Genomic DNA, 26,836 nt, shown 5'->3' on the forward strand with positions numbered 1-26,836 from the left:
GAGCGACTGATTAAGACATTTTTCAAAAAAATTGTACACAATAAAAACGACATTTTTACTGCCACCAACGGCATTCAGGGTTTGCAGGCGAATCTTGCGCCAAACCATAAGATCAGTGGACCTTCTATCCATTAGCTGACCAGTCAGGCAGGTTTCTTGCAGTACCCTCCAATGAGAGCAGTCAGTGAAAAATGCAAAAAATCAGGCTTACAAAGTGAATATAAAGTTGTATACAATCACTCCATCGCTGTGACGCCAGCCTGCCCTCTCATCGCCAGGCCGCCACACACACCCTGACTTTGAACAAGTCGACACGAACAAGAAGGAAGACTGCAGTGAGCGCTGACTACCCACGCGACCTGATCGGTTACGGCAGTAACCCTCCTCACCCACACTGGCCGGGCAATGCCCGCATCGCCCTGTCCTTCGTGCTCAACTACGAGGAAGGTGGCGAGCGCAATATCCTTCACGGCGATAAAGAGTCCGAAGCCTTCCTCTCGGAAATGGTCTCGGCGCAGCCGCTGCAAGGCGAGCGCAACATGAGCATGGAATCCCTTTACGAGTATGGCAGCCGTGCCGGCGTCTGGCGGATTCTGAAACTGTTCAAGGAATTCGACATCCCGCTGACCATCTTCGCCGTGGCCATGGCCGCCCAGCGTCACCCGGACGTGATCCGCGCGATGGTCGAGGCCGGCCACGAAATCTGCAGCCACGGCTATCGCTGGATCGACTACCAGTACATGGACGAAGCGCAAGAACGCGAGCACATGCTCGAAGCGATCCGCATCCTCACCGAAATCACCGGCGAGCGCCCGCTGGGCTGGTACACCGGCCGCACCGGCCCGAACACCCGTCGGCTGGTGATGGAAGAAGGCGGTTTCCTCTATGACTGCGACACCTACGACGACGACCTGCCCTACTGGGAACCGAACAACCCGACCGGCAAGCCACACCTGGTGATTCCATACACCCTGGACACCAACGACATGCGCTTCACCCAGGTCCAGGGCTTCAACAAGGGCGACGACTTCTTCGAATACCTGAAGGACGCGTTTGACGTTCTTTATGCCGAAGGCGCCGAGGCACCGAAGATGTTGTCGATCGGCCTGCACTGCCGGCTGATCGGCCGCCCGGCGCGCCTGGCCTCGCTCAAGCGCTTTATCGAATACGCTAAAAGTCATGAACAGGTGTGGTTCAGCCGCCGTGTCGACATCGCTCGCCACTGGCAGCAAACCCACCCGTACCAAGGGGCTGCCAAATGAGCACCTTTCAAACGCTGAAACCCTCGACCCTGAGCCGCGACGCATTTGTCGCCGCCTTCGCCGACATCTACGAACACTCGCCATGGGTAGCCGAGAAGGCCTTCGACCTGGGCCAGGACGCTTCGATCGACCAGATCGAAACCCTGCACCAGCGCATGAGCGACATCCTGTTGAGCGCCGATCACGCCAGCCAACTGGCCCTGATCAACGCTCACCCGGACCTGGCCGGCAAAGCCGCCGTCCAGGGCCAACTGACCGAAGCCAGCACCCATGAACAGGCCGGCGCCGGTATCCACCAATGCTCGAGCGATGAGTTCCAGCGCTTCACCGAGCTGAACGACGCCTACAAGGCCAAGTTCAAGTTTCCCTTCATCATGGCGGTAAAAGGCAGCAACCGGCATCAGATCCTCGCGGCGTTCGAAACGCGCATTCACAACTCGGTCGACACCGAATTCAAATGCGCGCTGGCGGAGATCAACAAAATCGCGTTGTTCCGATTACTGACCCTATAGCGACCTTGGCCCGAGCGAGTTCCCGAACGCAGAACGAGCCCAGGGCCCTGCAAGCATCCCAAGCCAACTTATTAAAGGCAGACAAGAAGAATGAAAGCTTACGCCGTACCTTTCGAGAAGTTCGTCAACCTGGCCGACGCCCGCCTGGGCACCAAAATCATCTCGGTCACCGATGACTGGTTCGCAGACGCCAACCGTCTGTTCCAGCCGACCCCGGCCGTGTGGAAGGAGGGCGTGTTCGATGACAACGGCAAGTGGATGGACGGCTGGGAGTCGCGCCGCAAGCGCTTCGAAGGCTACGACAGCGCGGTGATCCGCCTGGGCGTACCGGGTTCGATCAAAGGCGTGGACATCGACACTTCATTCTTCACCGGCAACTACCCGCCATCGGCGTCCCTGGAAGCCTGCTTCCTGGCCTCGGGCGAGCCGGACGAAAACACCCAGTGGACTGAAGTGCTGTCGGCCGTCGAGCTGCAGGGCAACAGCCACCACTACCACGAAATCAATAACGACCAGGCGTTCAGCCACCTGCGCTTCAACATCTATCCGGATGGTGGCGTGGCCCGTCTGCGCGTGTACGGCATTCCGTTCCGCGACTGGTCGGCCGTTGGCGACAACGAACAAGTCGACCTGGCTGCCGCCCTGAACGGCGGTCGCGCCCTCGCCTGCTCCGACGAACACTTCGGCCGCATGAGCAACATCCTCAACCCGGGCCGTGGCATCAACATGGGCGATGGCTGGGAAACCGCACGTCGTCGTACCCCGGGCAATGACTGGGTGATCGTCGCGCTGGGCCATGCCGGTGAAGTCGAGAAAGTCATCGTCGACACCCTGCACTTCAAGGGCAACTACCCGGACAGCTGCTCGATCCAGGGCGCATTCGTGAAGGGCGGCACCGACAGCCAGATCGAAACCCAATCGCTGTTCTGGCGCGAACTGCTGCCAAGCCAGAAGCTGGAAATGCACGCCGAACACACCTTCGCCGAGCAGATCAAGGCGCTGGGCCCGATCACCCACATCCGCCTGAACGTGTTCCCGGATGGTGGTGTGAGCCGCCTGCGCGTTCTCGGCAAGGTCGCGAAGTAATGCTGAGCCTGTAGGAGCCGGCTTGCTGGCGATAGCGCCCTCACTGACGCCATCGCCAGCAAGCCGGCTCCTACAAAAGCAGTACCCCAACACACTCGAGATTAAGAAGACCAGCATGCGCACATTGACGATTGAACCGCTGACCAAAGAAGCCTTCGCCCCTTTCGGTGACGTGATCGAAACCGACGGCAGCGATCACTTCATGATCAACAACGGTTCGACCATGCGCTTCCACAAACTGGCGACGGTGGAAACCGCCACGCCAGAGGACAAGGCGATCATCAGCATCTTCCGCGCCGACGCGCAGGACATGCCGTTGACCGTGCGCATGCTGGAGCGCCATCCGCTGGGCAGTCAGGCGTTCATTCCGCTGCTCGGCAACCCCTTTCTGATCGTGGTCGCGCCACTTGGCGATGCACCTGTATCAGGCTTGGTCCGCGCCTTCGTCACCAACGGCAGGCAGGGCATTAATTACCATCGCGGCGTCTGGCACCACCCGGTGCTGACGATCGAAAAGCGGGATGACTTCCTGGTGGTTGATCGCAGTGGCACAGGCAATAACTGCGATGAGCATTTTTTCCAAGAGGATGAGTGTTTGATCCTCGCCCCCCACCAATAAGAGAAGGTCTGATCACTCGACAACAAGGGTGACAGGCGAGAGGTAAAGACTGTGGAAGCACATCTGTTGGAATGGCTGAACCTGAGCGTGCGCTGGGTTCACATGATCACTGGCGTGGCCTGGATCGGCGCGTCGTTCTATTTCGTCTGGCTGGAAAACAACCTCAATCGGGTCAACCCGAAAAACGGGCTGGCGGGCGATTTGTGGGCGATCCATGGCGGCGGTATCTACCACCTGGAAAAATACAAACTGGCTCCACCGACCATGCCGGACAACCTGCACTGGTTCAAGTGGGAAGCCTATTTCACTTGGCTGTCGGGGATCGCGCTGCTGTGCGTGGTGTTCTACTCCAACCCGACGCTGTACCTGCTGGCTCCGGGCAGCACCCTGAGCGGCCCTGAAGGCGTGGCCATCGGCCTCGGCTCGTTGTTCATCGGCTGGTTCATCTACTCCTTCCTCTGCGACTCGGCCCTGGGCAAACGCCCTGCCCTGCTCGGCTTTATTCTGTTCGTGCTGATCATCGGCGCCGCCTACGGCTTCAGCAAAGTGTTCAGCGGTCGTGGTGCGTACCTGCACGTCGGCGCGATCATCGGCACTATCATGGTCGGCAACGTGTTCCGCATCATCATGCCGGCCCAGCGCGCCCTGGTGGCGGCGATCGCCGAAAACCGCACGCCCGATCCGGCGCTGCCGGCCAAAGGTTTGCTGCGTTCGCGGCACAACAACTACTTCACCTTGCCGGTGCTGTTCATCATGATCAGCAACCACTTCCCGAGCACGTACGGCAGCCAGTACAACTGGCTGATCCTGGCCGGGATCGCGGTGCTGGCGGTGTTGGTGCGTCACTACTTCAACACCCGTCACGACAGCCACAAATTCGCCTGGACCCTGCCCGTTGCGGCGGTCGGCATGATTTGCCTGGCCTACGTGACCGGCCCGGCGCCGATGTCCAGCGCACCTGAAGTGGCCAAGGCTCCTGGGACCATCGAGTACCAGCCGCTGCCGGAAACCGCCCTGGGCGGTGGTGCCAAACCTGAAGCGGCGAAACCTGATGCGCCTGCCGCTGCACCGGCCCAAGCCTCGAATCAGGGCCCGACGTTCGACAAGGTTCACAGCGTGATTCAGGAACGTTGCGCGGTCTGTCACTCGGCCAAACCCACCAGCCCGCTGTTCAGTGCCGCACCGGCCGGCGTGATGTTCGACACACCAGAACAGATCCGTCAAAACGCTGCCCGCATCCAGGCTCAAGCGGTCACCAGCCAGATCATGCCACTGGGCAACATCACCCAGATGACCCAGCAGGAACGTGACCTGATCGGCGCGTGGATTGTTCAGGGAGCTCCTACCAAGTAAGTAATAAGCCATTGTGGAGATAGGGTTTGTGTGGCGAGGGGGCTTGCCCCCGTTCGACCGCGAAGCGGTCGTAAAACCGGCGGATGCGGTCCTCTAGATAGAACGCGATTGCTGGGATTGGGGCTGCTTTGCAGCCCAACGGGGGCAAGCCCCCTCGCCACAGCAAGCTCCCTCGCCACAGGTCTGCCTGATACAAAAATCACAAGAATAAAAAAGATCCGAGGTGTTGCATGTCCGAGCTATCCGAAGCGCGCATCCCCGACGCACCCGCCATTCAACGTTTACCCCTTGTGCAACTGATTCTGGTCGGTCTGCAACACGTTCTGCTGATGTACGGCGGCGCCATTGCAGTGCCGCTGATCATCGGGCAGGCCGCCGGCCTGAACCGTGAAGAAATCGCCTTCCTGATCAACGCCGACCTGCTGGTGGCCGGCATCGCCACCATCGTCCAGTCGCTGGGCATCGGCCCGATGGGCATTCGCATGCCGGTGATGATGGGCGCCAGTTTCGCCGCGGTCGGCAGCATGGTGGCCATGGCCGGGATGCCCGGTATCGGCCTGCAAGGGATTTTCGGCGCGACCATCGCCGCCGGCTTCTTCGGCATGCTCATCGCGCCCTTCATGTCCAAAGTCGTACGCTTCTTCCCGCCGCTGGTGACCGGCACCGTCATCACCTCAATCGGTTTGTCGCTGTTCCCCGTCGCCGTGAACTGGGCCGGTGGCGGTGCTGGCGCGGCTCAATTCGGTTCGCCTGTCTACCTGGCCGTTGCCGCACTGGTGTTGGCCACCATTCTGTTGGTCCATCGCTTCATGGCCGGATTCTGGGTCAACATTTCGGTGCTGATCGGCATGTGCCTGGGTTACGCGATTTGCGGCGTGATCGGCATGGTCGACCTCAGCGGCATGGACCAGGCGCCGTGGCTGCAAATCGTCACCCCGTTGCATTTCGGCATGCCGAAATTCGAGCTCGCACCGATTCTGTCCATGTGCCTGGTGGTGGTAATCATCTTCGTCGAGTCCACCGGGATGTTCCTGGCGCTGGGCAAGATCACCGGCCAGGACGTCACGCCGCGGATGCTGCGTCGCGGCTTGCTGTGCGATGCCGGTGCTTCGTTTTTCGCCGGCTTCTTCAACACCTTCACCCACTCCTCATTCGCTCAGAACATCGGCCTGGTACAAATGACCGGCGTACGTTGCCGCTCAGTGACCATCGTCGCCGGTGGCTTACTGATCGTGCTGAGCCTGCTGCCAAAAGCCGCATTCCTGGTGGCGTCGATTCCGCCGGCGGTCTTGGGCGGTGCGGCAATCGCGATGTTCGGCATGGTCGCCGCCACTGGGATCAAGATTCTTCAGGAAGCCGACATCGGTGACCGACGCAACCAGTTGCTGGTGGCGGTGAGCATCGGCATGGGGCTGATCCCGGTGGTGCGTCCGGAATTCTTCGCCCACCTGCCGATGTGGATGAGCCCGATCACCCACAGCGGCATCGCAATGGCCACGCTTAGCGCCCTGGCATTGAACCTGTTGTTCAACATTCTCGGCGGTCACGAACGCGCAGCCGTCAACGACTGCCACGCCCACACGCACTGACCCAGTACAAAGCACACACCCTGTGGCGAGTTCCCACAGGGGCGGCTGCCTGCACCTCAAACAATAAAAACAAGAGGGAGCAACAGATGATTCGTACCCAGACAAGTCTGTCGTTCAGCAATGCCCCACATCTGTCGCCGGTGCTCTGTTGCGGGGCACTTGAGACCTGGCCAAGGAGTCAGTATTCTCCGCGGCCGCCCGAATCCGGTCTAAAAAAAAGCCCGGATTTAATTCCTGACCAGAACGCCAACTTATCCCGGCCCTGGGCAGTATCAAGGCATTCAAAAATGACGCTCGATCGACTGTTTTCGAACAGCCGAACGGGCGTTCTTTGGCTTTTTGAAAGCCTTGGCTCAGCTCTTGCTAACAGCACCAAAGCTGACCGCATGGATGATTTTTTACAGCAGCAAGAAAAGGCGCCACACCAGAGCGCCGACCTTAGAAAAATAACGTGGAACCACCTACTTTTTGGGAGCAACCGAATGAAACGTACGTGCACCAGCCTGATGCTCGCGGGATCCTTGCTGGCCGGGGGCCAGGCCATGGCCGGCGACTTGCTGCAATGGCAGAACAACAGCCTGACCTACCTCTATGGCAAGGACTTCCAGGTCAACCCGCGCATTCAGCAAACCGTCACTTTCGAGCACGCCGATGCATGGAAATACGGCGACAACTTCGTGTTCGTCGACAAGATTTTCTACAACGGCAAGGACGACCCCGGCGTCGGTTCGAACACCTACTACGGCGAAATCAGCCCACGCTTGTCGTTTGGCAAGATCTTCGACCAGAAACTGGAGTTCGGTCCGGTCAAGGACGTGCTGCTGGCCATGACGTACGAGTTCGGTGAAGGCGATACCGAGTCTTACCTGATCGGTCCTGGTTTCGACCTGGCGATTCCTGGCTTCGACTACTTCCAGCTGAACTTCTACCAGCGTCACACCGAAGGCAGCCGCCCGGGTGACAACGTCTGGCAGATCACCCCGGTCTGGTCCTACACCATTCCGGTGGGCGATTCGAACATCCTGATCGATGGTTTCATGGACTGGGTGGTCGACAACGACAAGAACAGCAAAGGCACCTACCACGCCAACCTGCACTTCAACCCGCAGATCAAATACGACTTGGGCAAAGCGCTGAACATTGGCGAGAAGCAGTTGTATGTGGGTGTCGAGTACGACTACTGGTCGGACAAGTACGGGATCAAGGATAGCCAATACTTCAAGACCGATCAGAGCAACACGAGCTTGCTGGTGAAGTTCCACTTCTGATCGTAAAAGCTTCGCGGGCAAGGCTTGCCCGCGATTGCCACACCACAAACCTCAAGCCGGAACCGCAGGCTCCACCAACCCCAGAAACCGGCACAGCTCATCGCGCTTGGCCAACGCATCGCGCCGCCCCAGGTCAATCAATTCGCTGCAATACCCCGCCTCGAACAGCAGATAACTCAGCACCCCCGCCCCGCTGGTCTTGGTCGCCCCCGGCCCGCGTAAAAACAGGCGCAAGGCTGCCGGCAGTTCCTGGCGATGCCGCGCGGCAATTTCATCGATCGGCTGACTCGGTGAAATCACCAACACATCCACTGGCGCCGCTCCCAATGCACGACTCGAGATGCCGTCGGGCAGCAGATGGCTGAACTGGTTCAGACGCTGCAACAACTCGATGTCGCTTTCCAGGCTGTCAATGAACGTACTGTTGAGCAGGTGCCCACCGACTTGCGCCAGGGTCGGCTGCTGACCGGTGTAGGCACGTTGCAGCGGCTGTTGCGGATCGATCCCGCGCGGGTTGCCGCTGACGCCCACCACCAGCACGCGACTGGCGCCCAGGTGCAGGGCCGGGCTGATCGGTGCCGATTGACGCACCGCGCCATCGCCGAAATATTCTTCGCCGATTTTTACCGGTGCGAACAGCAATGGAATCGCGGAACTGGCGAGCAGATGGTCGACAGTCAGTTGGGTCGGCACGCCGACTCGCCGATGGCGCAACCAGGATTCGATGGTGCCGCCGCCCTGATAAAACGTGACGGCCTGGCCGGACTCGTAGCCGAACGCTGTAACCGCTACGGCCCGCAATTGCTTTTGCGCAATCGCTTCGGCGATCCCGGGCATGTGCAGTTTGTGATTGAGTAAGCGGCGCAGCGGCGAACTGTTAAGCAGGGCCACCGGCACCGGCGAGCCAATGCCCATCAGGTTGTGACTGACAAAACGGGTGGCCTGATGAATCACCCCCGGCCAATCGCTGCGTAATACCAGATGGCTGCGAAAACCTTGCCAGAAGGCTGTCAGACGCTCAATCGCGCCACGAAAATCCATCGCCCCACTGGCCAGGCTGACCGCATTGATCGCACCGGCCGAGGTGCCGACGATCACCGGAAACGGATTCGCCGCCCCCATCGGCAGCAGCTCGGCAATCGCTGCCAGCACGCCTACTTGATAGGCCGCACGAGCCCCACCGCCGGAAAGAATCAACCCTGTAACCGGTTCAGCAGGACTCATTGCAACACTCCATGGTGCTTAAAGGGATCGGTGACTCAACCGCGTTTGGCGTACAGTTTCGGCTCGCCCGGTGGGCGGCTCTTGAAGCGCCGATGCGCCCAGAGATATTGCTCCGGACATTCGCGCAACGCACCTTCCACCCATTGGTTGATCCGAATGCAATCGGCCTCTTCCGTCTCGCCAGGAAAGCCTTCGAGCGGGGCATGAATCACCAGTCGATAACCGCTGCCGTCAGCCAGGCGCTCCTGGGTGAACGGCACCACCAGCGCCTTGCCCAAACGTGCGAATTTGCTGGTGGCGGTGACAGTTGCCGCCTGAATCCCGAACAGCGGCACGAAGATACTTTGCTTGGCGCCGTAGTCTTGATCCGGTGCGTACCAGATCGCTCTCCCTGCCCGCAGCAGCTTGAGCATGCCGCGCACGTCGTCGCGCTCCACCGCCAGCGAGTCGAGGTTGTGCCGCTCGCGGCCTTGGCGCTGGATGTAGTCGAACAGCGGATTCTTGTGCTCGCGGTACATGCCATCGATGGTGTGCTGCTGACCGAGCAACGCCGCGCCGATCTCCAGCGTGGTGAAGTGCACGGCCATCAGAATCACGCCCTTGCCGTCCGCCTGAGCCTGTTTCAAATGTTCCAGGCCTTCGACATGGGCCAATTTCGCCAGACGCTTGCGCGACCACCACCAGCTCATGGCCATCTCGAAGAAGGCGATGCCGGTGGACGCGAAGTTTTCCTTGAGCAGGCGTTTGCGCTCGGCAGCGGATTTTTCAGGGAAACACAGCTCAAGATTGCGCTTGGCAATGCGCCGTCGGTCGCCGGCCACTTGGTACATCAATGCGCCCAGGGCGCGACCGATCGCCAGTAACGCCGGATACGGCAACTGCACAATCAGCCACAACAGCCCCAGGCCACACCACAGCGGCCAGAAACGCGGAGAAAGAAATGCTGTTCGAAATCGCGGGCGTTCCATTAAAGGTTCCGGAAAGTTAATGGCCGCGCATTCTACATCGTTCGACCCGGCTTGCGGCCTGCGGGCGTTCTCGTTATAAGTCTCGGCACTTTTAGTGACAAGCCGTTGTATGCCGACCATGAGCCAAACCGAACCGCTAGACCAAGATCCCGTGTTCCAGTTGAAGGGCAGCATGCTGGCCATTACGGTGCTGGAACTGGCCCGTAACGACCTCGAGAACCTTGATCGGCAACTGGCCGCCAAGGTCGCCCAGGCGCCCAACTTCTTCAGTAATGCGCCACTGGTACTGGCCCTGGACAAACTCCCGGCCAGCGAAGGCTCGGTCGACCTGCCGGGATTGATGCGCATCTGCCGCCAGCATGGCCTGCGCACCCTGGCGATCCGCGCCAGCCGCATCGAAGACATCGCAGCGGCCATTGCGGTCGATCTGCCAGTGCTGCCGCCGTCCGGCGCACGGGAACGCCCGCTCGACCCGCTCGAAGGCGTCGTAGCGAAAAAACCGGAAAAACCACCGGAGCCGACCATCAAACCGACAAAAATCATCACGTCGCCAGTACGTGGTGGCCAGCAGATTTATGCCCAGGGCAGCGATCTGGTGGTGATTTCGTCGGTCAGCCCGGGGGCGGAACTTCTCGCCGACGGCAACATCCATGTATACGGCGCGATGCGCGGTCGTGTGTTGGCCGGCGTCAAAGGTGATACGAAAGCCAGGATTTTCTGTCAGCAAATGACCGCTGAACTGGTCTCCATCGCCGGTCACTACAAGGTTTCCGAGGACCTGCGCCGCGATCCATTGTGGGGCGCCGGAGTACAAGTCAGCCTGTCGGGTGACGTGTTGAACATCATTCGGCTTTAACGGATACTGCCGCATTTTCCAAGCATCTCTAAAACGTAGCGAAAACGGCTCAAACGAAGTAGGAAAAAGGCTAAAAGCAGTGTTTACCGGGGGTAGATACCGCTCAAAGCCGGATTCCAGCCAAGGCTGTCCGACTGCAGTAGTTTTTCAAGAGATGTTTTTCAGGGGCTAAACGTCCTTTTTCCTTAGGGGTAAAACACCTTGGCCAAGATTCTCGTGGTTACATCCGGCAAGGGTGGTGTGGGTAAGACCACCACCAGCGCCGCTATCGGTACCGGCCTCGCTCTGCGTGGTCACAAAACAGTTATCGTCGACTTCGACGTCGGCTTGCGTAACCTCGACCTGATCATGGGTTGCGAGCGCCGCGTGGTGTATGACTTCGTCAACGTGGTGAACGGCGAAGCCAACCTGCAACAGGCCCTGATCAAAGACAAGCGCCTGGAAAACCTCTACGTGCTGGCCGCCAGTCAGACTCGCGACAAAGACGCGCTGACCCAGGAAGGCGTAGAAAAAGTCCTGATGCAGTTGAAAGAAGATTTCGAATTCGTGGTCTGCGACTCCCCGGCCGGCATCGAGAAAGGTGCCCACCTGGCCATGTACTTCGCTGACGAAGCGATCGTCGTGACCAACCCGGAAGTCTCCTCCGTACGTGACTCGGACCGCATGCTGGGCCTGTTGGCCAGCAAGTCCCGTCGCGCCGAAAACGGCGAAGACCCGATCAAGGAACACCTGTTGCTGACCCGCTACAACCCTACGCGCGTCGTCAACGGCGAAATGCTCGGCGTCGAAGACGTCAAGGAAATCCTCGCGGTGACCCTGCTGGGCGTGATTCCAGAATCGCAAGCCGTCCTCAAGGCCTCCAACCAGGGCGTGCCGGTGATTCTCGACGACCAGAGCGACGCCGGCCAGGCGTACAGCGATGCTGTCGATCGTCTGTTGGGCAAGACCGTGGACCATCGTTTCCTCGATGTCGAGAAGAAGGGATTCTTCGAGCGACTTTTTGGAGGTAGGTAATGAACCTTTTTGACTTCTTTCGTGCCAACAAAAAGCCCAGTACCGCCTCGGTAGCGAAAGAGCGTCTACAGATCATCGTGGCGCATGAACGCGGCCAACGCAGTACGCCGGACTACTTGCCAGCCTTGCAGAAGGAACTGGTGGAAGTGATCCGCAAGTACGTCAATATCGGGTCCGATGACGTGCACGTCGCTCTGGAAAACCAGGGCAGCTGCTCGATTCTGGAACTCAATATCACCCTGCCCGATCGCTGAGTCGATCCGGCGGGAGCCACGGCGGCTCAGGGCCCTTCCATGACTGGAGGGGGCCTGAGTCGCCGTTGGCGTTTGTTACGAGGCTGTTTTAATGCCGTTGTCCAACATCCGCATCATCTATCAGGACGCCGCCGTACTGGTGGTGGATAAACCGACCCTGTTGCTCTCCGTCCCCGGACGGGCCGATGACAACAAGGACTGCCTGATTACGCGCCTGCAAGAAAACGGCTACCCGGAAGCGCGAATTGTCCATCGGCTGGACTGGGAAACCTCCGGCATCATTCTGTTGGCCCGTGACCCGGACACTCATCGCGAGCTGTCTCGGCAATTTCACGACCGCGAAACCGAAAAGGCCTACACCGCCCTGTGCTGGGGACAACCGGAACTGGACAGTGGCAGCATCGACTTGCCCCTGCGCTACGATCCGCCGACCAAGCCACGTCACGTGGTGGACCACGAATTCGGCAAGCACGCCCTGACCTTCTGGCGCGTACTGGAGCGTTGTGGCGACTGGTGCCGCGTCGAGTTGACGCCGATCACCGGCCGCTCCCACCAGTTGCGCGTGCATATGCTCTCCATCGGCCACCCGTTGCTGGGTGACGGTCTCTACGCCCATGAACAAGCCCTGGCCGCCTGGCCACGCCTGTGCCTGCACGCGAGCATGCTGAGCTTCACCCATCCGCAAAGCGGCGAACGCCTGCGCTTTGAGTGCCCGGCACCGTTCTAACGGCGGTGCCCAGGCTTCAGTGTCGAGGGAGCCGTTGTGGCGAGGGGGCTTGCCCCCGTTGGAGTGCGAAGCGCTCCCTAGCCCGGCGACCGTATTCTATCGGGCACACCGTGCAAACAGGATTTACGACTGCTTCGCAGCCGAACGGGGGCAAGCCCCCTCGCCACAACAGCCGTTCTTCACCCGCCGCACTTTGCGCTTTCAATACGTTAAACTGGCGCCACTGCTGTCTGGAGCTTCTTATGCGCGAAGAGTTGAACCAAGGCCTGATCGACTTCCTCAAGGCCTCCCCTACCCCGTTCCATGCCACCGCCAGCCTTGTCCAGCGCCTGGAAGCGGCCGGTTTTGTGCGCCTTGACGAGCGCGAGCCGTGGGCCACCGAAGCCAATGGCCGTTACTACGTCACCCGTAACGACTCCTCGATCGTCGCGTTCAAAATGGGCCGTCATTCGCCCCTGCATGGCGGCATTCGCCTGGTCGGCGCACACACCGACAGCCCGTGCCTGCGGGTCAAACCCCAGCCGGAACTGCAACGCCAGGGCTTCTGGCAATTGGGCGTCGAAGTCTATGGCGGTGCTCTGCTGGCGCCGTGGTTCGACCGCGATCTGTCGTTGGCCGGCCGCGTGACCTTCCGCCGCGATGGCAAGGTCGAGAGCCAGTTGATCGACTTCAAGGCCCCCGTTGCAATCATTCCGAACCTGGCCATTCACCTCAACCGTGAAGCCAACATGGGCTGGGCGATCAATGCCCAGACCGAGCTGCCGCCGATTCTTGCGCAATTCGCCGGTGACGAACGCGTGGACTTCCGCGCCGTGCTCACTGATCAGCTGGCCCGCGAACATGGCCTGAACGCCGACGTGGTGCTCGATTACGAGCTGAGCTTCTACGACACCCAAAGCGCTGCGGTCATTGGCCTGCATGGCGATTTCATCGCGGGCGCTCGCCTGGACAACCTGTTGTCGTGCTACGCCGGCCTGCAGGCGTTGCTGACGACCGAAACCGACGAAACCTGCGTGCTGGTCTGCAACGATCACGAAGAAGTCGGTTCCTGCTCGGCCTGTGGCGCCGACGGTCCGATGCTTGAGCAAACCCTGCGTCGCTTGTTGCCCGAAGGGGATGAATTCGTACGGACCATTCAGAAATCCCTGCTGGTCTCGGCCGACAACGCCCACGGCGTGCACCCGAACTACGCCGACAAGCACGACGCCAACCACGGCCCGAAACTCAATGCCGGCCCGGTAATCAAGGTCAACAGCAACCAGCGCTACGCCACCAACAGCGAAACCGCCGGGTTCTTCCGTCATTTGTGCATGGCCGAAGAAGTACCGGTGCAGAGCTTCGTGGTGCGCAGCGACATGGGCTGTGGCTCGACCATCGGCCCGATCACCGCCAGCCACCTGGGCGTGCGCACCGTGGACATCGGCCTGCCGACGTTCGCCATGCACTCGATCCGCGAGCTGTGTGGCAGCCATGACCTGGCACACCTGGTCAAAGTGCTGAGCGCGTTTTACGCCTGCCACGAGTTGCCATAACCCTGTCCCTGTGGCGAGGGGGCTTGCCCCCGTTGGGCTGCAAAGCAGCCCCAAAACCTGCCATTGCGTTCTGTCTGGCACAGCGCATGAGCAGGCACTGCGACCGCTTCGCGGTCGAACGGGGGCAAGCCCCCTCACCACAGGAAGCTCGTTGCTCAAGCAACAGTCATACCCCGTCCCTGCCACACATCACCAACGCCCGCCCGAAAGCCGCCTAGACTTGCAGTAACCCCTCCGACAAGGCTGTCACCATGATCTCGATGTCTTCGTTTCACGCCATGCTGGTTCCGATTCTTTCCGGGATGATCATGCTGGCCGTCGGCTTCAACTTTCGCGACAAGAACGTCGGTGTGTTCGTGATGTGGGTCGGCATGTTGATGATCCTCGCTACCGTGATCTACAAGATCCTCGCCAAGCTCAACGAATAAACCCTTTCACCTGGCTCGCATTGATTTTGATGGGCTCGTACACTCGGCCGATCCGCTCATTCGAGGTTAACCGCCTAGTGTTCGCTCGTCTTTTTGCCCTGCCCTGTTTGTTCCTTGTCTGCCTGATGACGCTGCTGCCGCTGACGCCTGCCCAGGCGGTCGGCTTGCCGGGGCTGCTCGGCGGCTCGGCGAAAACCCAGCCCGAAGCGCAAGCTCCGCTGGGACAGTCGCTGGACGACGTCATCAAGTCTCTGGAAAACGATCAGCAGCGGACCAAACTGCTGGCGGACCTGAAGAAGCTGCGCGACGTCAGCAAAAAAGCCCAACCGACCACAGAAGAAGGCGTGCTGGGCCTGATCGGCGGCACCCTGGCCAGTTTCGAAAAGCAATTTTCCGGCGCCGACAGCCCCCTCACTCGCTGGTCCGAAGAAGTCGACCTGGCCAAGGATGAACTGGTGGCACTCATGCTGCCGGCCAATGAATGGCTGCCAATCATTTTTGCCTTCGCCATGATCCTGATGGTCTGGAGCCTGCTGGCCGCCGCCCTGATCTGGCTCGGCCACCGGGTGCGCATGCGCTTCGGTCTCACCGAAGAACTGCCGCAACACCCCAAGGCCCTGGACATGCTGCGCTTTGCCTTGCGCAAACTCGGGCCGTGGATGATCGCCCTGGTCATGACGGTATACATGACCTACGCCCTGCCCTCGTCATTGGGCAAAAGCCTGGCCATGGTGCTGGCTTATGCGCTGGTGGTCGGTACCTGTTTCTCGGCGATCTGCGTCATCGCGTTTTCCCTGCTCGATGGCCCGCATCGCCACCGCGCCCTGTACATCCTGCGGCATCAGGCCTTCCGCCCGTTGTGGCTGATCGGCAGTTTCGCCGCCTTCGGTGAAGCCCTGAACGACCCGCGCCTGATCGCCAGCCTCGGTGAGCATCTGGCCCATACGGCGGCGACGTTCGCCAATGTACTGGCGGCGATCTTCACAGGTTTTTTCATTCTGCGTTTCCGCAGGCCTATCGCGCACCTGATCCGCAACCAGCCGCTGTCTCGGCGCCTGACCCGCCGAGCCTTGAGCGACACGATCGAAATCCTCGGGACGTTCTGGTATCTGCCGGCGCTGGTGCTGGTGGGCATCTCGCTGTTCGCCACCTTCGTCTCTGCCGGCGACACCAGCACCGCGTTGCGTCAGTCGCTGATCTGCACCGTGCTGCTGGTGTTGTGCATGGTCATCAACGGGCTGGTGCGCCGTCATTCACTCAAGCCTCAACGCGGCCCCAAACGCCATGCGCTGTATTCGGATCGCCTGAAAAGCTTCTTCTATACCCTCGCCCATCTACTGGTGTGGCTGGCGTTCATCGAACTCGGCCTGCGGGTCTGGGGCATGTCGCTGATCCGCTTCACCGAAGGCGAAGGGCATGAAGTCAGCGTCAAGCTGTTCAGCCTCGGCGGCACGCTGATTTTTGCCTGGCTGATCTGGATTCTCAGCGACACCGCCGTGCACCACGCCCTCACCCGCTCGCGCAAAGGCCTGGCCAATGCCCGGGCGCAGACGATGATGCCGCTGATCCGCAACGTGCTGTTCGTGGCGATTTTCATCATTGCGCTGATCGTCGCCCTGGCGAACATGGGCATGAACGTCACGCCGCTGCTGGCCGGTGCCGGTGTCATCGGCCTGGCCATCGGCTTCGGCGCGCAATCGCTGGTGGCCGACCTGATCACCGGGCTGTTCATCATCATCGAAGACTCCCTGGCCATCGACGACTATGTGGACGTCGGCGGTCACTTGGGCACCGTCGAAGGCCTGACCATCCGCACCGTGCGTCTGCGGGACATCGACGGCATCGTCCACACCATTCCGTTCAGTGAAATCAAAAGCATCAAGAACTACTCTCGAGAGTTCGGCTACGCGATCTTCCGGGTGGCGGTGCCCTCGAACATGGACATCGACGAGGCGATCAAGCTGATGCGCGACGTCGGCCAGAAAATGCGCACCGACCCGCTGCAACGGCGCAACATCTGGTCGCCGCTTGAGATTCAGGGTGTAGAGAGTTTCGAGTCAGGCAATGCGATTCTTCGCGCCCGCTTCAAGACCGCGCCGATCAAGCAGTGGGAAGTGTCCCGGGCGTTCAACCTGTCGCTCAAGCGGCATCTGGATGAGGCCGGATTGGATCTGGCGACACCGCGGATGAGCATTCAGGTGATCACCCCCGGTGGCGAACAATCTGCGTAGACGGGAAATATCGTGTGGGCAGGCGCAGCGCGGGTTCAGACCACATCCACCCCGACATGAATCGCATCATGGCGCCAAAACTCCAGGTCACAATCGATCAGCCGCTGATGCTGATCGTAGTTGACCCGGGCAATCCGCAACCCCGGGCTGCCCACCGATACCCGTAAAGCCGCCGCGGCGTCCACCGACAACGCGGTCGGCACGATCTCGAAGCGCACCCGCCCGTAATGCAAGTCGTAATGCCGCGCATACAGTTCGGTCATCGACTGATTCAGATCGAAGTCCAGGATCCCCGGAAAATACTGCGGGTTCAGGTAGTGCTCCACGTACAGCACCAATCGCCCGTCAATCCGTCGCGAGCGGCAGATCTGGATCACGCTCGACAGCGCTGGCAGCTGCAGCCAGGCACATACCGCCGCTGACGCCGGTTGCAAGCGTGCCGAAATCACCTCGGTGGACGGCACCCGCCCCTGGGCGCTGACCATCGCGTGAAAGTGGCTGCGTTGCATCAGGTTATAAGCCAACCGCGGTGGCGACACGAACCAGCCGCGCCGCTCCTCGCGATAAATCTGGCCCTGGGCCTCCAACTGCAACAACGCCTCACGCACGGTGATCCGCGTGGTACCGAACAACTCACTGAGCTTGCGCTCGGCCGGCAACTTGCTCCCGGGCGCCAACAGGCCATGGTCGAGCTGTTCTTGCAGAACCTGCCCGATCGCTGTCACCGCTTTGGTTGTCTCGATGCGCATCAACGTTACCTATCTGGACTAGACCAGCACTGATTCAGGGCAGAACCGCGATCGAAACCGGGCTCCATCAACTGCCTGCAAGCCTAGGCACTGCAGATGACTGACAGATGACAAAGCCGCCGAACGGTTGCGCCAGACACCTGCAATTTCATGGCCAAGTCCCTTTCATATCAGCCCTTTAGCCATGGTCTACGCTTATCTCGCACCCCGCGTATCCGAGCGCAGGAAATTCAGGCCGACCGGTCGTCGACATCAAAATGTCATCCAGGACGCCTAAATTGGCTCAGGTATTGCTGACCTAGACCAACACAACCGCAAACGCAGCGTTGAAAACGCCCAAAGGAGCTTCGGATGAAACAGTTTTTCCTGGCATCACTGTTAGGCTCGACCATTGCCCTGTGCACTGCCGCCATGGCGGCGGATACCGATCTGAAAACACTCGAAGCCGCTGCGAAAGCGGAAGGCGCCGTCAACAGCGTCGGCATGCCCGATGACTGGGCCAACTGGAAAGGCACTTGGGAAGACCTGGCCAAGAAATACGGCCTGAAACACATCGACACCGACATGAGCTCGGCCCAGGAAATCGCCAAGTTCGCCGCCGAAAAAGACAACGCCACAGCCGACATCGGCGACGTCGGTGCCGCCTTCGGCCCGATCGCGGTCAAGCAGGGCGTGGTGCAACCTTACAAGCCGAGTACTTGGGCACAGGTTCCGGATTGGGCCAAGGACAAGGACGGTAACTGGGCACTGGCCTACACCGGCTCCATCGCGTTCATCATCAATAAAAAGCTGCTGCACGGTTCCGAAGCACCGACCAAATGGGCCGACCTCAAGAGCGGCAAGTACAAAGTCTCCATCGGTGACGTGAGCACCGCAGCCCAGGCTGCCAACGGCGTACTGGCCGCCGCCCTCGCCAATGGCGGTGACGAGAAAAACATTCAGCCAGCCCTGTTGCTGTTCGCAGACATCGCCAAGCAAGGCCGCCTGTCCATGGCCAACCCGACGATCGCCACCATGGAAAAGGGTGAAATCGAAGTCGGCGTGGTCTGGGACTTCAACGGCCTGAGCTACAAGGCCAAGATGGCGAATCCGGATGACTACACCGTGCTGATTCCATCCGATGGCTCGGTGATTTCCGGCTACACCACCATCATCAACAAATACGCCAAGCACCCGAACGCCGCCAAACTGGCCCGCGAATACATCTTCAGCGACGCTGGCCAGATCAACCTGGCAAAAGGCAACGCCCGTCCAATTCGCGCCGAGCATTTGACTCTGCCAGAAGAGGTCAAGGCCAAGCTGCTGCCTAACGAACAGTACAAAAAGGTCACGCCGATCAAAGACGCCGACGCGTGGGAAAAGACCTCCAAGTCGCTGCCGCAGAAGTGGCAGGAAGAAGTCATCATCAATATGCCGTAAACCTGTAGATCCCCATTTGGAACTCCGATGGAGATCCAAATGGGGGAGCGGGCCTGTGGCGAGGGGGCTTGCCCCCGTTCGAGTGCGCAGCGCTCGTAGATACTGGGTCCGCTGCGCGGCCCAACGGGGCGATGCGGCGGTCCGACAAGCCCCCTCGCCACACAAGCCCGCTCCCACAAGGGATTGGTTGCGTACTTGAATCATCTGTTTTCGCGGAGTCCCACCCCCATGAAGCACAACGTCATCCTTGTCGTGCTCGACGGCCTCAATTACGAAGTCGCGCGCCACGCCATGGGGCATCTGCAGGCTTACGTTGGCGCAGGACGCGCGGTGCTCTACAAACTGGAGTGCGAACTGCCGGCCCTGTCCCGACCGCTTTACGAATGCATCCTGACCGGCGTTACGCCGATCGACAGCGGCATCGTTCACAACAACGTCTCGCGCCTGTCCAATCAGCGCAGCATCTACCATTACGCCACCGACGCCGGCCTGAAAACCGCCGCCGCGGCCTATCACTGGGTCAGCGAGTTGTATAACCGTTCACCGTTCGTGGCCGCCCGGGACCGTCACACCGACGACCCGAAACTGCCGATCCAGCACGGTCACTTCTACTGGAGCGACCACTACCCGGACTCGCACCTGTTCGCCGACGCGGAAAACCTGCGCCTGCGCCACGCGCCGAACTTTCTGTTGGTCCACCCCATGAACATCGACGACGCCGGGCACAAGCACGGCCTCGACACCCCGCAATACCGCAACAGCGCCCGCTCGGCGGACGTCATCCTCGCCGACTACCTGCAAGGCTGGCTCGATGCCGGATACCAGGTGCTGGTGACCGCCGACCACGGCATGAACAACGACCGCTCGCACAACGGCCTGCTGCCTGAAGAACGCGAAGTGCCGCTGTTCGTCCTCGGCGACGCCTTCAGCTTCAACCAAGGCGCTGCACCGAAACAAACCGAACTGTGCGGCACCGTCTGCGAACTGCTGGGCGTGCCCCACGACAAACCTGTGTGCCGGGAGCTGCTCAAGTGAATGCCATGACCCGCGGTAAATGGCTGGCCGCTCTGTGCCTGGTGCCCTTCGCGATTTTCTTCTTCGTGTTCGAGATCGCCCCGCTGCTCTGGGTGATGATCAACAGCCTGCAATCGGAAGAGTTCGGTTGGGGCCTGGCCAACTTCAGCAAAATCTTCAACTCGAAGTTCTATTTGCAGGCGATCCAGTACAGCCTTGAGATCAGTTTCTGGTCCAGCGTATTCGGCATCGTCATTGCCGTGCTCGGCGCCTACTCCCTGCGCCGGGTCGACTCGAAACTGCGCAACTTCGTGAATGCGTTCGCCAACATGACCAGCAACTTCGCCGGTGTGCCCCTGGCCTTCGCGTTCATCATCTTGCTGGGGTTCAACGGCACCTTCACCATCATGCTGAAACAGGCCGGAATCATTCAGGATTTCAACCTGTACTCGAAAACCGGGCTGATCATTCTCTACACCTACTTCCAGATTCCCCTGGGCGTGCTGTTGCTCTACCCGGCCTTCGATGCCCTGCGCGAAGACTGGCGTGAGTCCGCCGCCTTGCTCGGGGCCAGCGGTTGGCAATTCTGGCGACACATCGGTCTGCCGGTGCTGACCCCGGCGCTGCTGGGCACGTTCGTGATTCTGCTGGCCAACGCCTTGGGCGCCTACGCCACGGTCTACGCGCTGACCACCGGCAACTTCAACGTGTTGCCGATCCGTATCGCGGCGATGGTATCCGGCGACATTTCCCTCGACCCGAACCTCGCCAGCGCCTTGGCCGTGGTGCTGGTGGCGTTGATGACCCTGGTGACCATCGTGCATCAGCTGCTGTTGAAGAGGAGCTACCATGTCTCGCGCTGAACTGGGGCCCGTCGGTGTCTACCACCGGGTCATCGTGTATTTGCTGTTTGCCATTCTGTTATTGCCGCTGCTCGGAACCCTGATCTACTCGATCGCCAGCAGTTGGTCGGCGACGATTATGCCCAGCGGCTTTACCTTCAAGTGGTACATCCAGCTGTGGAGCGATCCGCGCTTTCTCGACGCATTCGGTCAGTCGTTGCTGGTTTGTATCGGCTCGCTGATTCTGTCGGTGGTGCTGATCCTGCCGCTGCTGTTCGTGGTGCATTACCACTTCCCGAAGCTCGACGCGCTGATGAACATCCTGATCCTGCTGCCCTTCGCGGTGCCGCCGGTGGTGTCGTCGGTGGGGCTGTTGCAGCTCTACGGTTCGGGGCCGTTCGCGATGGTGGGTACGCCATGGATTCTGATCGGTTGCTACTTCACCGTGGCGCTACCGTTCATGTACCGGGCGATCACCAACAACCTGCAAGCGATCAACCTGCGCGACCTGATGGACGCCGCGCAACTGCTCGGCGCCAGCACTTGGCAAGCAGCCTTCCTGGTGGTGTTGCCGAACCTGCGCAAGGGGCTGATGGTAGCGTTGCTGCTGTCCTTCTCGTTCCTGTTCGGTGAGTTCGTGTTCGCCAACATCCTCGTCGGCACCCGCTACGAAACCCTGCAGGTCTACCTCAACAACATGCGCAACAGCAGCGGCCACTTCACCAGTGCGCTGGTGATTTCCTACTTCTTCTTTGTGCTGGTTCTGACCTGGGTGGCCAATATCTTGAACAAGGACAAAAGCGAATGAGCTATGTGAGCGTCCAACATCTTCAGAAAGATTACTCAGGCACCACCGTCTTCAGCGACATCAACTGCGAAATCAGGAAAGGCGAATTCGTCACCCTGCTCGGCCCGTCCGGTTGTGGCAAGTCCACGCTGCTGCGTTGCATCGCCGGCCTGACCTCGGTGGACGGCGGCCAGATTCTGCTGGAAGGTCACGACCTCGTCCCGCTGAGCCCGCAGAAACGTGGGATCGGCATGGTGTTCCAGAGTTATGCGCTGTTCCCGAACATGACCGTGGAGCAGAACGTCGCCTTCGGTTTGCGTATGCAGAAGGTCAACGCCGACGACAGCCAAAAACGCGTCGCCGAAGTGCTGAGACTGGTAGAGCTCAATGACTTCGCCGCCCGCTACCCGCATCAGCTGTCCGGTGGCCAGTGCCAGCGTGTCGCTCTCGCTCGTTCGTTGGTGACACGGCCTCGCCTGTTGTTGCTGGATGAGCCGCTGTCGGCGCTCGATGCGCGGATTCGCAAGCACTTGCGCGAACAGATCCGTCAGATCCAGCGCGAACTCGGCCTGACCACGATCTTCGTCACGCACGATCAGGAAGAAGCCCTGACCATGTCTGACCGAATCTTCCTGATGAATCAGGGAAAGATCGTACAGAGTGGCGATGCCGAAACCCTCTACACCGCCCCCGTCGACGTGTTTGCCGCAGGCTTCATCGGCAACTACAACCTGCTGGACGCCGACAGCGCCAGCAAACTGCTGCAACGGCCGATCACCCACCGCATCGCGATTCGCCCGGAGGCCATCGAGCTGAGCCTGAACGGCGAACTCGACGCACAGGTGCGCAGCCACAGCCTGTTGGGCAACGTAATTCGCTACCGGGTCGAAGCCCGGGGCGTGGAACTGGTGGTGGATGTGCTGAACCGCTCGGCGTCCGACCTGCATCCCGATGGTCAGCGCCTGGCACTTTCCATCGATCCGACAGCCCTGTGTAAGGTAGCCTGATGACCTTGCTGATGTTGAAGAGAGAACTGCACTGATGGCCCTGGCAATTTTTGATCTGGACGAAACCCTGATCCACGGCGACTGCGCCTCGCTATGGAGCGAACAGATGGCCCGCCTCGGCTGGGTCGATGGCGAATCCTTCCTGCGTCGCGACAAGGAATTGATGGATGCGTACGGCAGGGGCCACCTGGCCATGGAAGACTACATGGCCTTCAGCCTGGAGCCGCTGATCGGTCGCACGCCGCAAGAGCTCGAGCACTTGGTAGCGCCCTGGGTGGAAGACTTCATCGAGCCGATCATATTCAGCGACGCCACCAAAACCATCGCCGCCCACCGCAAGGCCGGAGACCGGATTCTGGTGATCTCCGCCTCGGGCACGCATTTGGTCAAGCCGATTGCCGACCGTCTGGGCATCGACGAAATTCTCGGCATCGAGCTGGAAGTGGCGCACGGGGTGTACAGCGGCAACACGGTGGGCACCCTGACCTACCGCGAAGGCAAAATCACCCGCTTGCTGGAATGGCTGGACGCCGAAGAGGAAAACCTTGAAGGCGCGAGTTTCTATTCCGATTCACGCAACGATTTACCGCTGCTGCTGAAGGTGGATTTCCCGCATGTGGTGAACCCGGATCCAGTGTTGCTCGAACACGCCGAAAAAGCCGGCTGGCCGATCCATATCTGGAAGTAAAAGCAAAAGATCGCAGCCTCGCTTCGCTCGACAGCTCCTACAAATGGATTGTTTACACCTGTAGGAGCTGTCGAGCGAAGCGAGGCTGCGATCTTTTGGCAGCCAACCCGATTTCAGCTCAGGCTGTCGTCAATCACCAACACCAGCTTGCCCGACACCTGATTGGTCGCCAGCTCCGCAAACGCCGCTTCGGCGTCCTCGATCGCAAATGTCCTGGCCAGTTGCGGGCTCAAACGCCCTTCGGCAAACAGCGGCCAGACGTGCTGGCTGAGATCGCTGAACAAATCGGCCTTGAACTGCTCGTCGCGATTGCGCAGGGTCGAACCCAGCAGTTGCACGCGCTTGGCCAGCACCTGCGCCAGATCCAGTTGCGCTTCACGACCGCCCATCAAACCGATCAACACCCAACGACCATCGCGAGCCAGCAGCTTGAGGTTCAATGCCGCGTAGTTGCCACCCACCGGATCCAGGATCACATCGAACGGCCCCAGATCGTTCAGGCGCTCCAGATCCTTATTGCGCACCACGCCACCCTGGGCACCCAGCGCTTCGCAGTAGGCCAGACGATCCTCGGAGCCGACGCTGACCCAGCACGGGTTGCCAAACGCCTTGCACAGCTGAATGGCAGCTGAACCGATTCCACTTGCTCCGGCATGCAGAAGAACTTTCTCACCCGGTTTTAGCGAAGCCAGCTGAAACAAATTCAGCCAAACAGTCGCATACACTTCCGGCAGCGCCGCGGCCTCGGCCAGGGACAATCCTTCGGGAACCGGCAACACATGCCGTCCGTCGACAACTACCTCTTCGGCCATCCCACCCCCGGCCAGCAAGGCGCAAACCCGATCTCCGACCTGCCAGGACGAGCCCGGGCCGACCTCGCTGATCACCCCCGAACACTCAAGACCCAGTGCTTGACTGGCTCCCGGCGGTGGCGGATACAGGCCCGCTTTCTGTAACAAATCGGCTCGATTGAGTCCCGCTGCCGCCACTCGGATACGAACTTGTCCTACATCGCACGTAGGACTCGGCTCCTCAACCCACTCCACTCGCCCCTCAACGCCTTGCAATGCTTTCACAGTGCCTCCATAGTGAGTCTGGACTGAGCCCGAAGCTATAGCGCCGGGCTTTCTTGCATTATGCGACCGGCCCTTGTGGGAACCGGCGACTTCAAAGACGGCCTAATATGCGTGATCAATTGTCCCCGCGTCGAATCAGCATGAAGCATTTTTTCCCCAGCACCGCCCTCGCTCTTGTCATTGGTCTCGGTCTCTTGCCGATGTCGAGCAATTCGTTCGCAGCCAACAGCTGGGACAAGCTTCAGCCCGATCGCGACGAAGTCATCGCCAGTCTGAACGTCGTCGAATTGCTCAAGCGTCACCATTACAGCAAGCCGCCGCTCGACGATGCGCGCTCCGCGATCATCTACGACAGCTACCTCAAGCTGCTGGATCCATCGCGCAGCTACTTCATGGCCAGTGACATTGCCGAATTCGACAAATGGAAAACCCAGTTTGACGACTTCCTCAAGAGCGGCGACCTGAACGCCGGGTTCACCATCTACAAGCGCTATCTGGACCGCGTCAAGGCGCGTCTGGACTTTGCCCTTGCCGAGCTGAACAAGGGCGTCGACAAGATCGACTTCACCACCAAGGAAACCTTGCTGGTCGACCGCAAGGATGCCCCTTGGCTCAAGACCACCGCCGAGCTGGACGACCTGTGGCGCAAACGCGTCAAGGACGAAGTGCTGCGGATGAAGATTTCCGGCAAAGAGCCAAAGCAGATTCAGGAAACCCTGACCAAGCGTTACAAGAATCAGCTGGTGCGTCTGGATCAGACCCGCGCGGAAGATATCTTCCAGGCGTACATCAACACCTTCGCCATGTCATACGACCCGCATACCAACTATCTGTCGCCGGATAACGCGGAGAACTTCGACATCAACATGAGCCTGTCCCTGGAGGGCATTGGCGCCGTGTTGCAGAGCGATAACGACCAGGTCAAAGTCGTGCGCCTGGTGCCTGCCGGCCCGGCCGACAAGACCAAGCAAGTGGCACCGGCCGACAAGATCATCGGCGTAGCCCAGGGCAACAAAGAGATGGTCGACGTGGTCGGCTGGCGCCTGGACGAAGTGGTCAAACTGATTCGTGGGCCGAAAGGCACCGTGGTGCGCCTGGAAGTGATTCCGGCCAGCAATGCGCCGAATGACCAGACCAGCAAGATCGTGCCGATCACCCGCGAAGCGGTGAAGCTTGAAGATCAGGCGGTGAAGAAGTCGATCCTCAGCCTCAAGCAGGATGGCAAGGACTACAAGCTCGGCGTCATCGAGATCCCGGCCTTCTACCTGGACTTCAAGGCCTTCCGTGCCGGCGATCCGGATTACAAGAGCACCACCCGCGACGTCAAGAAGCTGCTGACCGAACTGCAGAAAGACAAGGTCGACGGCGTGGTCATCGACCTGCGCAACAACGGCGGCGGCTCCTTGCAGGAAGCCACCGAGCTGACCAGCCTGTTCATCGACAAAGGTCCGACCGTGCTGGTGCGTAACGCCGACGGCCGGGTCGATGTACTGGAAGATGAAAACCCGGGCGCGTTCTACAAAGGCCCGATGGCGTTGCTGGTCAACCGTTTGTCCGCCTCGGCGTCGGAGATCTTCGCCGGTGCGATGCAGGACTACCACCGTGCACTGATCATCGGCGGCCAGACCTTCGGCAAAGGCACCGTGCAGACCATTCAGCCGCTGAACCATGGCGAACTGAAACTGACCCTGGCCAAGTTCTACCGGGTTTCCGGCCAGAGCACCCAGCATCAGGGCGTACTGCCGGACATCGATTACCCGTCGATCATCGACACCAAGGAAATCGGCGAAAGCGCCCTGCCGGAAGCCATGCCGTGGGACACCATCCGTGCGGCCATCAAGCCGGCGGTTGACCCGTTCAAACCGTTCATCACAGCGCTTAAGTCCGAGCATGACGTGCGCACGGCCAAAGACGCGGAGTTCGTGTTCATCCGCGACAAACTGGCCCTGGCCCAGAAGCTGATGGCCGAAAAAACCGTCAGCCTCAATGAAGCCGACCGTCGTGCACAACACGCCGATATCGAAGCCAAGCAACTGGCCATGGAAAACATCCGTCGCAAGGCCAAGGGTGAAGAGCCGCTCAAAGAGCTGAAGAAAGAAGACGAAGATGCCATCGCGGCCGAGCCGGACAAGACCAAGCCAGAAGACGACGCCTACCTGAGCGAGACCGGGCGGATTCTGCTGGATTACTTGAAACTCAACACCGCGGTCGCCAAGCACTAAGTGGTGACAATCAGGATGATGGCAATTTAATGCTGACGCTCCCCGGAGCGTCATCAAACAGTCATCATTCTGTCGTGAAATAAAGGACTGGGAGCTTTGCGCTCCCGGT

25 protein-coding genes are annotated in these 26,836 nt (G+C 60.0%); 21 read left to right on the top strand and 4 right to left on the bottom strand.

Going from position 1 to position 26,836, the window contains the following annotated elements; all coding sequences use genetic code 11:
- The first annotated feature begins 335 nt into the window (after window positions 1-335).
- The 7 genes from puuE to AC1RL4_RS08165 all read left to right on the top strand — a co-directional run bounded on the left by puuE (window position 336) and on the right by AC1RL4_RS08165 (window position 7,689).
- Window positions 336-1,262 (top strand): allantoinase PuuE, encoded by a 927-nt coding sequence (puuE, locus tag AC1RL4_RS08135; RefSeq protein WP_007940832.1) that lies wholly within the window; start codon window positions 336-338, stop codon window positions 1,260-1,262.
- Window positions 1,259-1,774 (top strand): 2-oxo-4-hydroxy-4-carboxy-5-ureidoimidazoline decarboxylase, encoded by a 516-nt coding sequence (gene uraD / locus AC1RL4_RS08140; RefSeq protein ID WP_204125033.1) that lies wholly within the window; start codon window positions 1,259-1,261, stop codon window positions 1,772-1,774. Before puuE ends, uraD begins: the two co-directional genes overlap by 4 nt.
- 90 nt (window positions 1,775-1,864) lie before the next feature.
- Window positions 1,865-2,860, top strand: a complete 996-nt coding sequence (gene alc / locus AC1RL4_RS08145; protein ID WP_007940834.1) for an allantoicase — start codon at window positions 1,865-1,867, stop codon at window positions 2,858-2,860.
- A 115-nt stretch (window positions 2,861-2,975) separates the two neighbouring features.
- The gene (locus tag AC1RL4_RS08150) at window positions 2,976-3,479 is read left to right on the top strand and encodes an ureidoglycolate lyase (protein WP_018925187.1); all 504 of its coding nucleotides are present in this window, start codon (window positions 2,976-2,978) and stop codon (window positions 3,477-3,479) included.
- Window positions 3,480-3,530: 51 nt separating this feature from the next.
- Entirely contained in the window at window positions 3,531-4,832 is a 1,302-nt protein-coding gene (locus tag AC1RL4_RS08155) for a urate hydroxylase PuuD (RefSeq protein WP_111454644.1), read from the top strand.
- 230 nt (window positions 4,833-5,062) lie between these two features.
- Window positions 5,063-6,421, top strand: coding sequence for a nucleobase:cation symporter-2 family protein (locus AC1RL4_RS08160; RefSeq protein ID WP_204125034.1), 1,359 nt, complete (start codon window positions 5,063-5,065; stop codon window positions 6,419-6,421).
- A 482-nt stretch (window positions 6,422-6,903) separates the two neighbouring features.
- Window positions 6,904-7,689 carry an outer membrane protein OmpK gene (locus tag AC1RL4_RS08165; RefSeq protein WP_230174218.1) on the top strand — a complete coding sequence of 262 codons (786 nt, stop codon included), beginning with the start codon at window positions 6,904-6,906 and terminating at the stop codon, window positions 7,687-7,689.
- A 51-nt stretch (window positions 7,690-7,740) separates the two neighbouring features.
- Here the strand turns inward: AC1RL4_RS08165 and AC1RL4_RS08170 are convergent, their stop codons facing one another.
- Window positions 7,741-8,913, bottom strand: coding sequence for a patatin-like phospholipase family protein (locus AC1RL4_RS08170; RefSeq protein WP_204125035.1), 1,173 nt, complete (start codon window positions 8,911-8,913; stop codon window positions 7,741-7,743).
- 35 nt (window positions 8,914-8,948) lie between these two features.
- On the bottom strand, window positions 8,949-9,881 hold the full coding sequence (locus tag AC1RL4_RS08175; protein WP_019579693.1) for a lipid A biosynthesis lauroyl acyltransferase: 933 nt from the start codon (window positions 9,879-9,881) through the stop codon (window positions 8,949-8,951).
- Window positions 9,882-9,999: 118 nt separating this feature from the next.
- Here AC1RL4_RS08175 and minC point away from each other — a divergent pair, with 118 nt between their 5' ends.
- From minC to AC1RL4_RS08210, 7 genes are all read left to right on the top strand, one after another.
- On the top strand, window positions 10,000-10,737 hold the full coding sequence (gene minC / locus AC1RL4_RS08180) for a septum site-determining protein MinC (RefSeq protein ID WP_026331736.1): 738 nt from the start codon (window positions 10,000-10,002) through the stop codon (window positions 10,735-10,737).
- A gap of 201 nt (window positions 10,738-10,938) precedes the next feature.
- Window positions 10,939-11,751, top strand: a complete 813-nt coding sequence (gene minD, locus AC1RL4_RS08185) for a septum site-determining protein MinD (RefSeq protein WP_007940844.1) — start codon at window positions 10,939-10,941, stop codon at window positions 11,749-11,751.
- Complete coding sequence (gene minE / locus AC1RL4_RS08190) at window positions 11,751-12,005, top strand: cell division topological specificity factor MinE (protein WP_007940845.1); 255 nt, start codon at window positions 11,751-11,753, stop codon at window positions 12,003-12,005. Before minD ends, minE begins: the two co-directional genes overlap by 1 nt.
- A 91-nt stretch (window positions 12,006-12,096) precedes the next feature.
- A complete protein-coding gene (locus AC1RL4_RS08195) occupies window positions 12,097-12,732 on the top strand; it encodes an RluA family pseudouridine synthase (RefSeq protein ID WP_096479754.1) in 636 nt (211 codons plus the stop codon).
- 242 nt (window positions 12,733-12,974) lie between these two features.
- Window positions 12,975-14,264, top strand: coding sequence for a M18 family aminopeptidase (locus tag AC1RL4_RS08200; RefSeq protein WP_019579692.1), 1,290 nt, complete (start codon window positions 12,975-12,977; stop codon window positions 14,262-14,264).
- A gap of 251 nt (window positions 14,265-14,515) precedes the next feature.
- Window positions 14,516-14,692, top strand: a complete 177-nt coding sequence (locus AC1RL4_RS08205) for a hypothetical protein (RefSeq protein ID WP_169342450.1) — start codon at window positions 14,516-14,518, stop codon at window positions 14,690-14,692.
- 77 nt (window positions 14,693-14,769) lie between these two features.
- The gene (locus AC1RL4_RS08210; protein WP_230174220.1) at window positions 14,770-16,923 is read left to right on the top strand and encodes a mechanosensitive ion channel family protein; all 2,154 of its coding nucleotides are present in this window, start codon (window positions 14,770-14,772) and stop codon (window positions 16,921-16,923) included.
- Window positions 16,924-16,958: 35 nt separating this feature from the next.
- Here the strand turns inward: AC1RL4_RS08210 and AC1RL4_RS08215 are convergent, their stop codons facing one another.
- Window positions 16,959-17,672 (bottom strand): UTRA domain-containing protein, encoded by a 714-nt coding sequence (locus AC1RL4_RS08215; RefSeq protein WP_007940851.1) that lies wholly within the window; start codon window positions 17,670-17,672, stop codon window positions 16,959-16,961.
- A 351-nt stretch (window positions 17,673-18,023) separates the two neighbouring features.
- On the opposite strand from AC1RL4_RS08215, the gene AC1RL4_RS08220 reads away from it, so the two are divergent.
- The 6 genes from AC1RL4_RS08220 to AC1RL4_RS08245 all read left to right on the top strand — a co-directional run bounded on the left by AC1RL4_RS08220 (window position 18,024) and on the right by AC1RL4_RS08245 (window position 23,429).
- A complete protein-coding gene (locus AC1RL4_RS08220) occupies window positions 18,024-19,091 on the top strand; it encodes an ABC transporter substrate-binding protein (protein WP_018925177.1) in 1,068 nt (355 codons plus the stop codon).
- A 228-nt stretch (window positions 19,092-19,319) separates the two neighbouring features.
- Entirely contained in the window at window positions 19,320-20,126 is an 807-nt protein-coding gene (locus AC1RL4_RS08225; protein ID WP_028941048.1) for an alkaline phosphatase family protein, read from the top strand.
- A gap of 5 nt (window positions 20,127-20,131) precedes the next feature.
- Window positions 20,132-20,968, top strand: a complete 837-nt coding sequence (locus tag AC1RL4_RS08230; RefSeq protein ID WP_169342458.1) for an ABC transporter permease — start codon at window positions 20,132-20,134, stop codon at window positions 20,966-20,968.
- Window positions 20,955-21,755, top strand: coding sequence for an ABC transporter permease (locus AC1RL4_RS08235; RefSeq protein ID WP_018925174.1), 801 nt, complete (start codon window positions 20,955-20,957; stop codon window positions 21,753-21,755). The genes AC1RL4_RS08230 and AC1RL4_RS08235 overlap by 14 nt, the downstream gene beginning before the upstream one ends.
- Window positions 21,752-22,741: an ABC transporter ATP-binding protein gene (locus AC1RL4_RS08240; RefSeq protein WP_019579687.1), complete on the top strand. Its 990-nt coding sequence runs from the start codon at window positions 21,752-21,754 to the stop codon at window positions 22,739-22,741. Before AC1RL4_RS08235 ends, AC1RL4_RS08240 begins: the two co-directional genes overlap by 4 nt.
- A gap of 34 nt (window positions 22,742-22,775) precedes the next feature.
- Complete coding sequence (locus tag AC1RL4_RS08245) at window positions 22,776-23,429, top strand: HAD family hydrolase (RefSeq protein WP_007936171.1); 654 nt, start codon at window positions 22,776-22,778, stop codon at window positions 23,427-23,429.
- Between the two features lie 113 nt (window positions 23,430-23,542).
- Here the strand turns inward: AC1RL4_RS08245 and AC1RL4_RS08250 are convergent, their stop codons facing one another.
- Complete coding sequence (locus AC1RL4_RS08250; protein ID WP_019579685.1) at window positions 23,543-24,505, bottom strand: zinc-binding dehydrogenase; 963 nt, start codon at window positions 24,503-24,505, stop codon at window positions 23,543-23,545.
- A gap of 140 nt (window positions 24,506-24,645) precedes the next feature.
- On the opposite strand from AC1RL4_RS08250, the gene AC1RL4_RS08255 reads away from it, so the two are divergent.
- A complete protein-coding gene (locus AC1RL4_RS08255) occupies window positions 24,646-26,727 on the top strand; it encodes a carboxy terminal-processing peptidase (protein ID WP_169342449.1) in 2,082 nt (693 codons plus the stop codon).
- Window positions 26,728-26,836: the final 109 nt, after the last annotated feature.

Source organism: Pseudomonas sp. GW822-FHT07A10, assembly GCF_058798795.1.

Bases quoted from the DNA above. Each gene is read 5' to 3' on its own strand.
- uraD (WP_204125033.1), top strand. From the start codon at position 1,259: ATGAGCACCTTTCAAACGCTGAAACCCTCGACCCTGAGCCGCGACGCA.
- alc (WP_007940834.1), top strand. From the start codon at position 1,865: ATGAAAGCTTACGCCGTACCTTTCGAGAAGTTCGTCAACCTGGCCGAC.
- AC1RL4_RS08150 (WP_018925187.1), top strand. From the start codon at position 2,976: ATGCGCACATTGACGATTGAACCGCTGACCAAAGAAGCCTTCGCCCCT.
- AC1RL4_RS08160 (WP_204125034.1), top strand. From the start codon at position 5,063: ATGTCCGAGCTATCCGAAGCGCGCATCCCCGACGCACCCGCCATTCAA.
- AC1RL4_RS08165 (WP_230174218.1), top strand. From the start codon at position 6,904: ATGAAACGTACGTGCACCAGCCTGATGCTCGCGGGATCCTTGCTGGCC.
- AC1RL4_RS08170 (WP_204125035.1), bottom strand. From the start codon at position 8,913: ATGAGTCCTGCTGAACCGGTTACAGGGTTGATTCTTTCCGGCGGTGGG.
- AC1RL4_RS08175 (WP_019579693.1), bottom strand. From the start codon at position 9,881: ATGGAACGCCCGCGATTTCGAACAGCATTTCTTTCTCCGCGTTTCTGG.
- minC (WP_026331736.1), top strand. From the start codon at position 10,000: ATGAGCCAAACCGAACCGCTAGACCAAGATCCCGTGTTCCAGTTGAAG.
- minE (WP_007940845.1), top strand. From the start codon at position 11,751: ATGAACCTTTTTGACTTCTTTCGTGCCAACAAAAAGCCCAGTACCGCC.
- AC1RL4_RS08195 (WP_096479754.1), top strand. From the start codon at position 12,097: ATGCCGTTGTCCAACATCCGCATCATCTATCAGGACGCCGCCGTACTG.
- AC1RL4_RS08200 (WP_019579692.1), top strand. From the start codon at position 12,975: ATGCGCGAAGAGTTGAACCAAGGCCTGATCGACTTCCTCAAGGCCTCC.
- AC1RL4_RS08205 (WP_169342450.1), top strand. From the start codon at position 14,516: ATGATCTCGATGTCTTCGTTTCACGCCATGCTGGTTCCGATTCTTTCC.
- AC1RL4_RS08215 (WP_007940851.1), bottom strand. From the start codon at position 17,672: ATGCGCATCGAGACAACCAAAGCGGTGACAGCGATCGGGCAGGTTCTG.
- AC1RL4_RS08220 (WP_018925177.1), top strand. From the start codon at position 18,024: ATGAAACAGTTTTTCCTGGCATCACTGTTAGGCTCGACCATTGCCCTG.
- AC1RL4_RS08225 (WP_028941048.1), top strand. From the start codon at position 19,320: ATGAAGCACAACGTCATCCTTGTCGTGCTCGACGGCCTCAATTACGAA.
- AC1RL4_RS08230 (WP_169342458.1), top strand. From the start codon at position 20,132: ATGACCCGCGGTAAATGGCTGGCCGCTCTGTGCCTGGTGCCCTTCGCG.
- AC1RL4_RS08235 (WP_018925174.1), top strand. From the start codon at position 20,955: ATGTCTCGCGCTGAACTGGGGCCCGTCGGTGTCTACCACCGGGTCATC.
- AC1RL4_RS08240 (WP_019579687.1), top strand. From the start codon at position 21,752: ATGAGCTATGTGAGCGTCCAACATCTTCAGAAAGATTACTCAGGCACC.
- AC1RL4_RS08245 (WP_007936171.1), top strand. From the start codon at position 22,776: ATGGCCCTGGCAATTTTTGATCTGGACGAAACCCTGATCCACGGCGAC.
- AC1RL4_RS08255 (WP_169342449.1), top strand. From the start codon at position 24,646: ATGAAGCATTTTTTCCCCAGCACCGCCCTCGCTCTTGTCATTGGTCTC.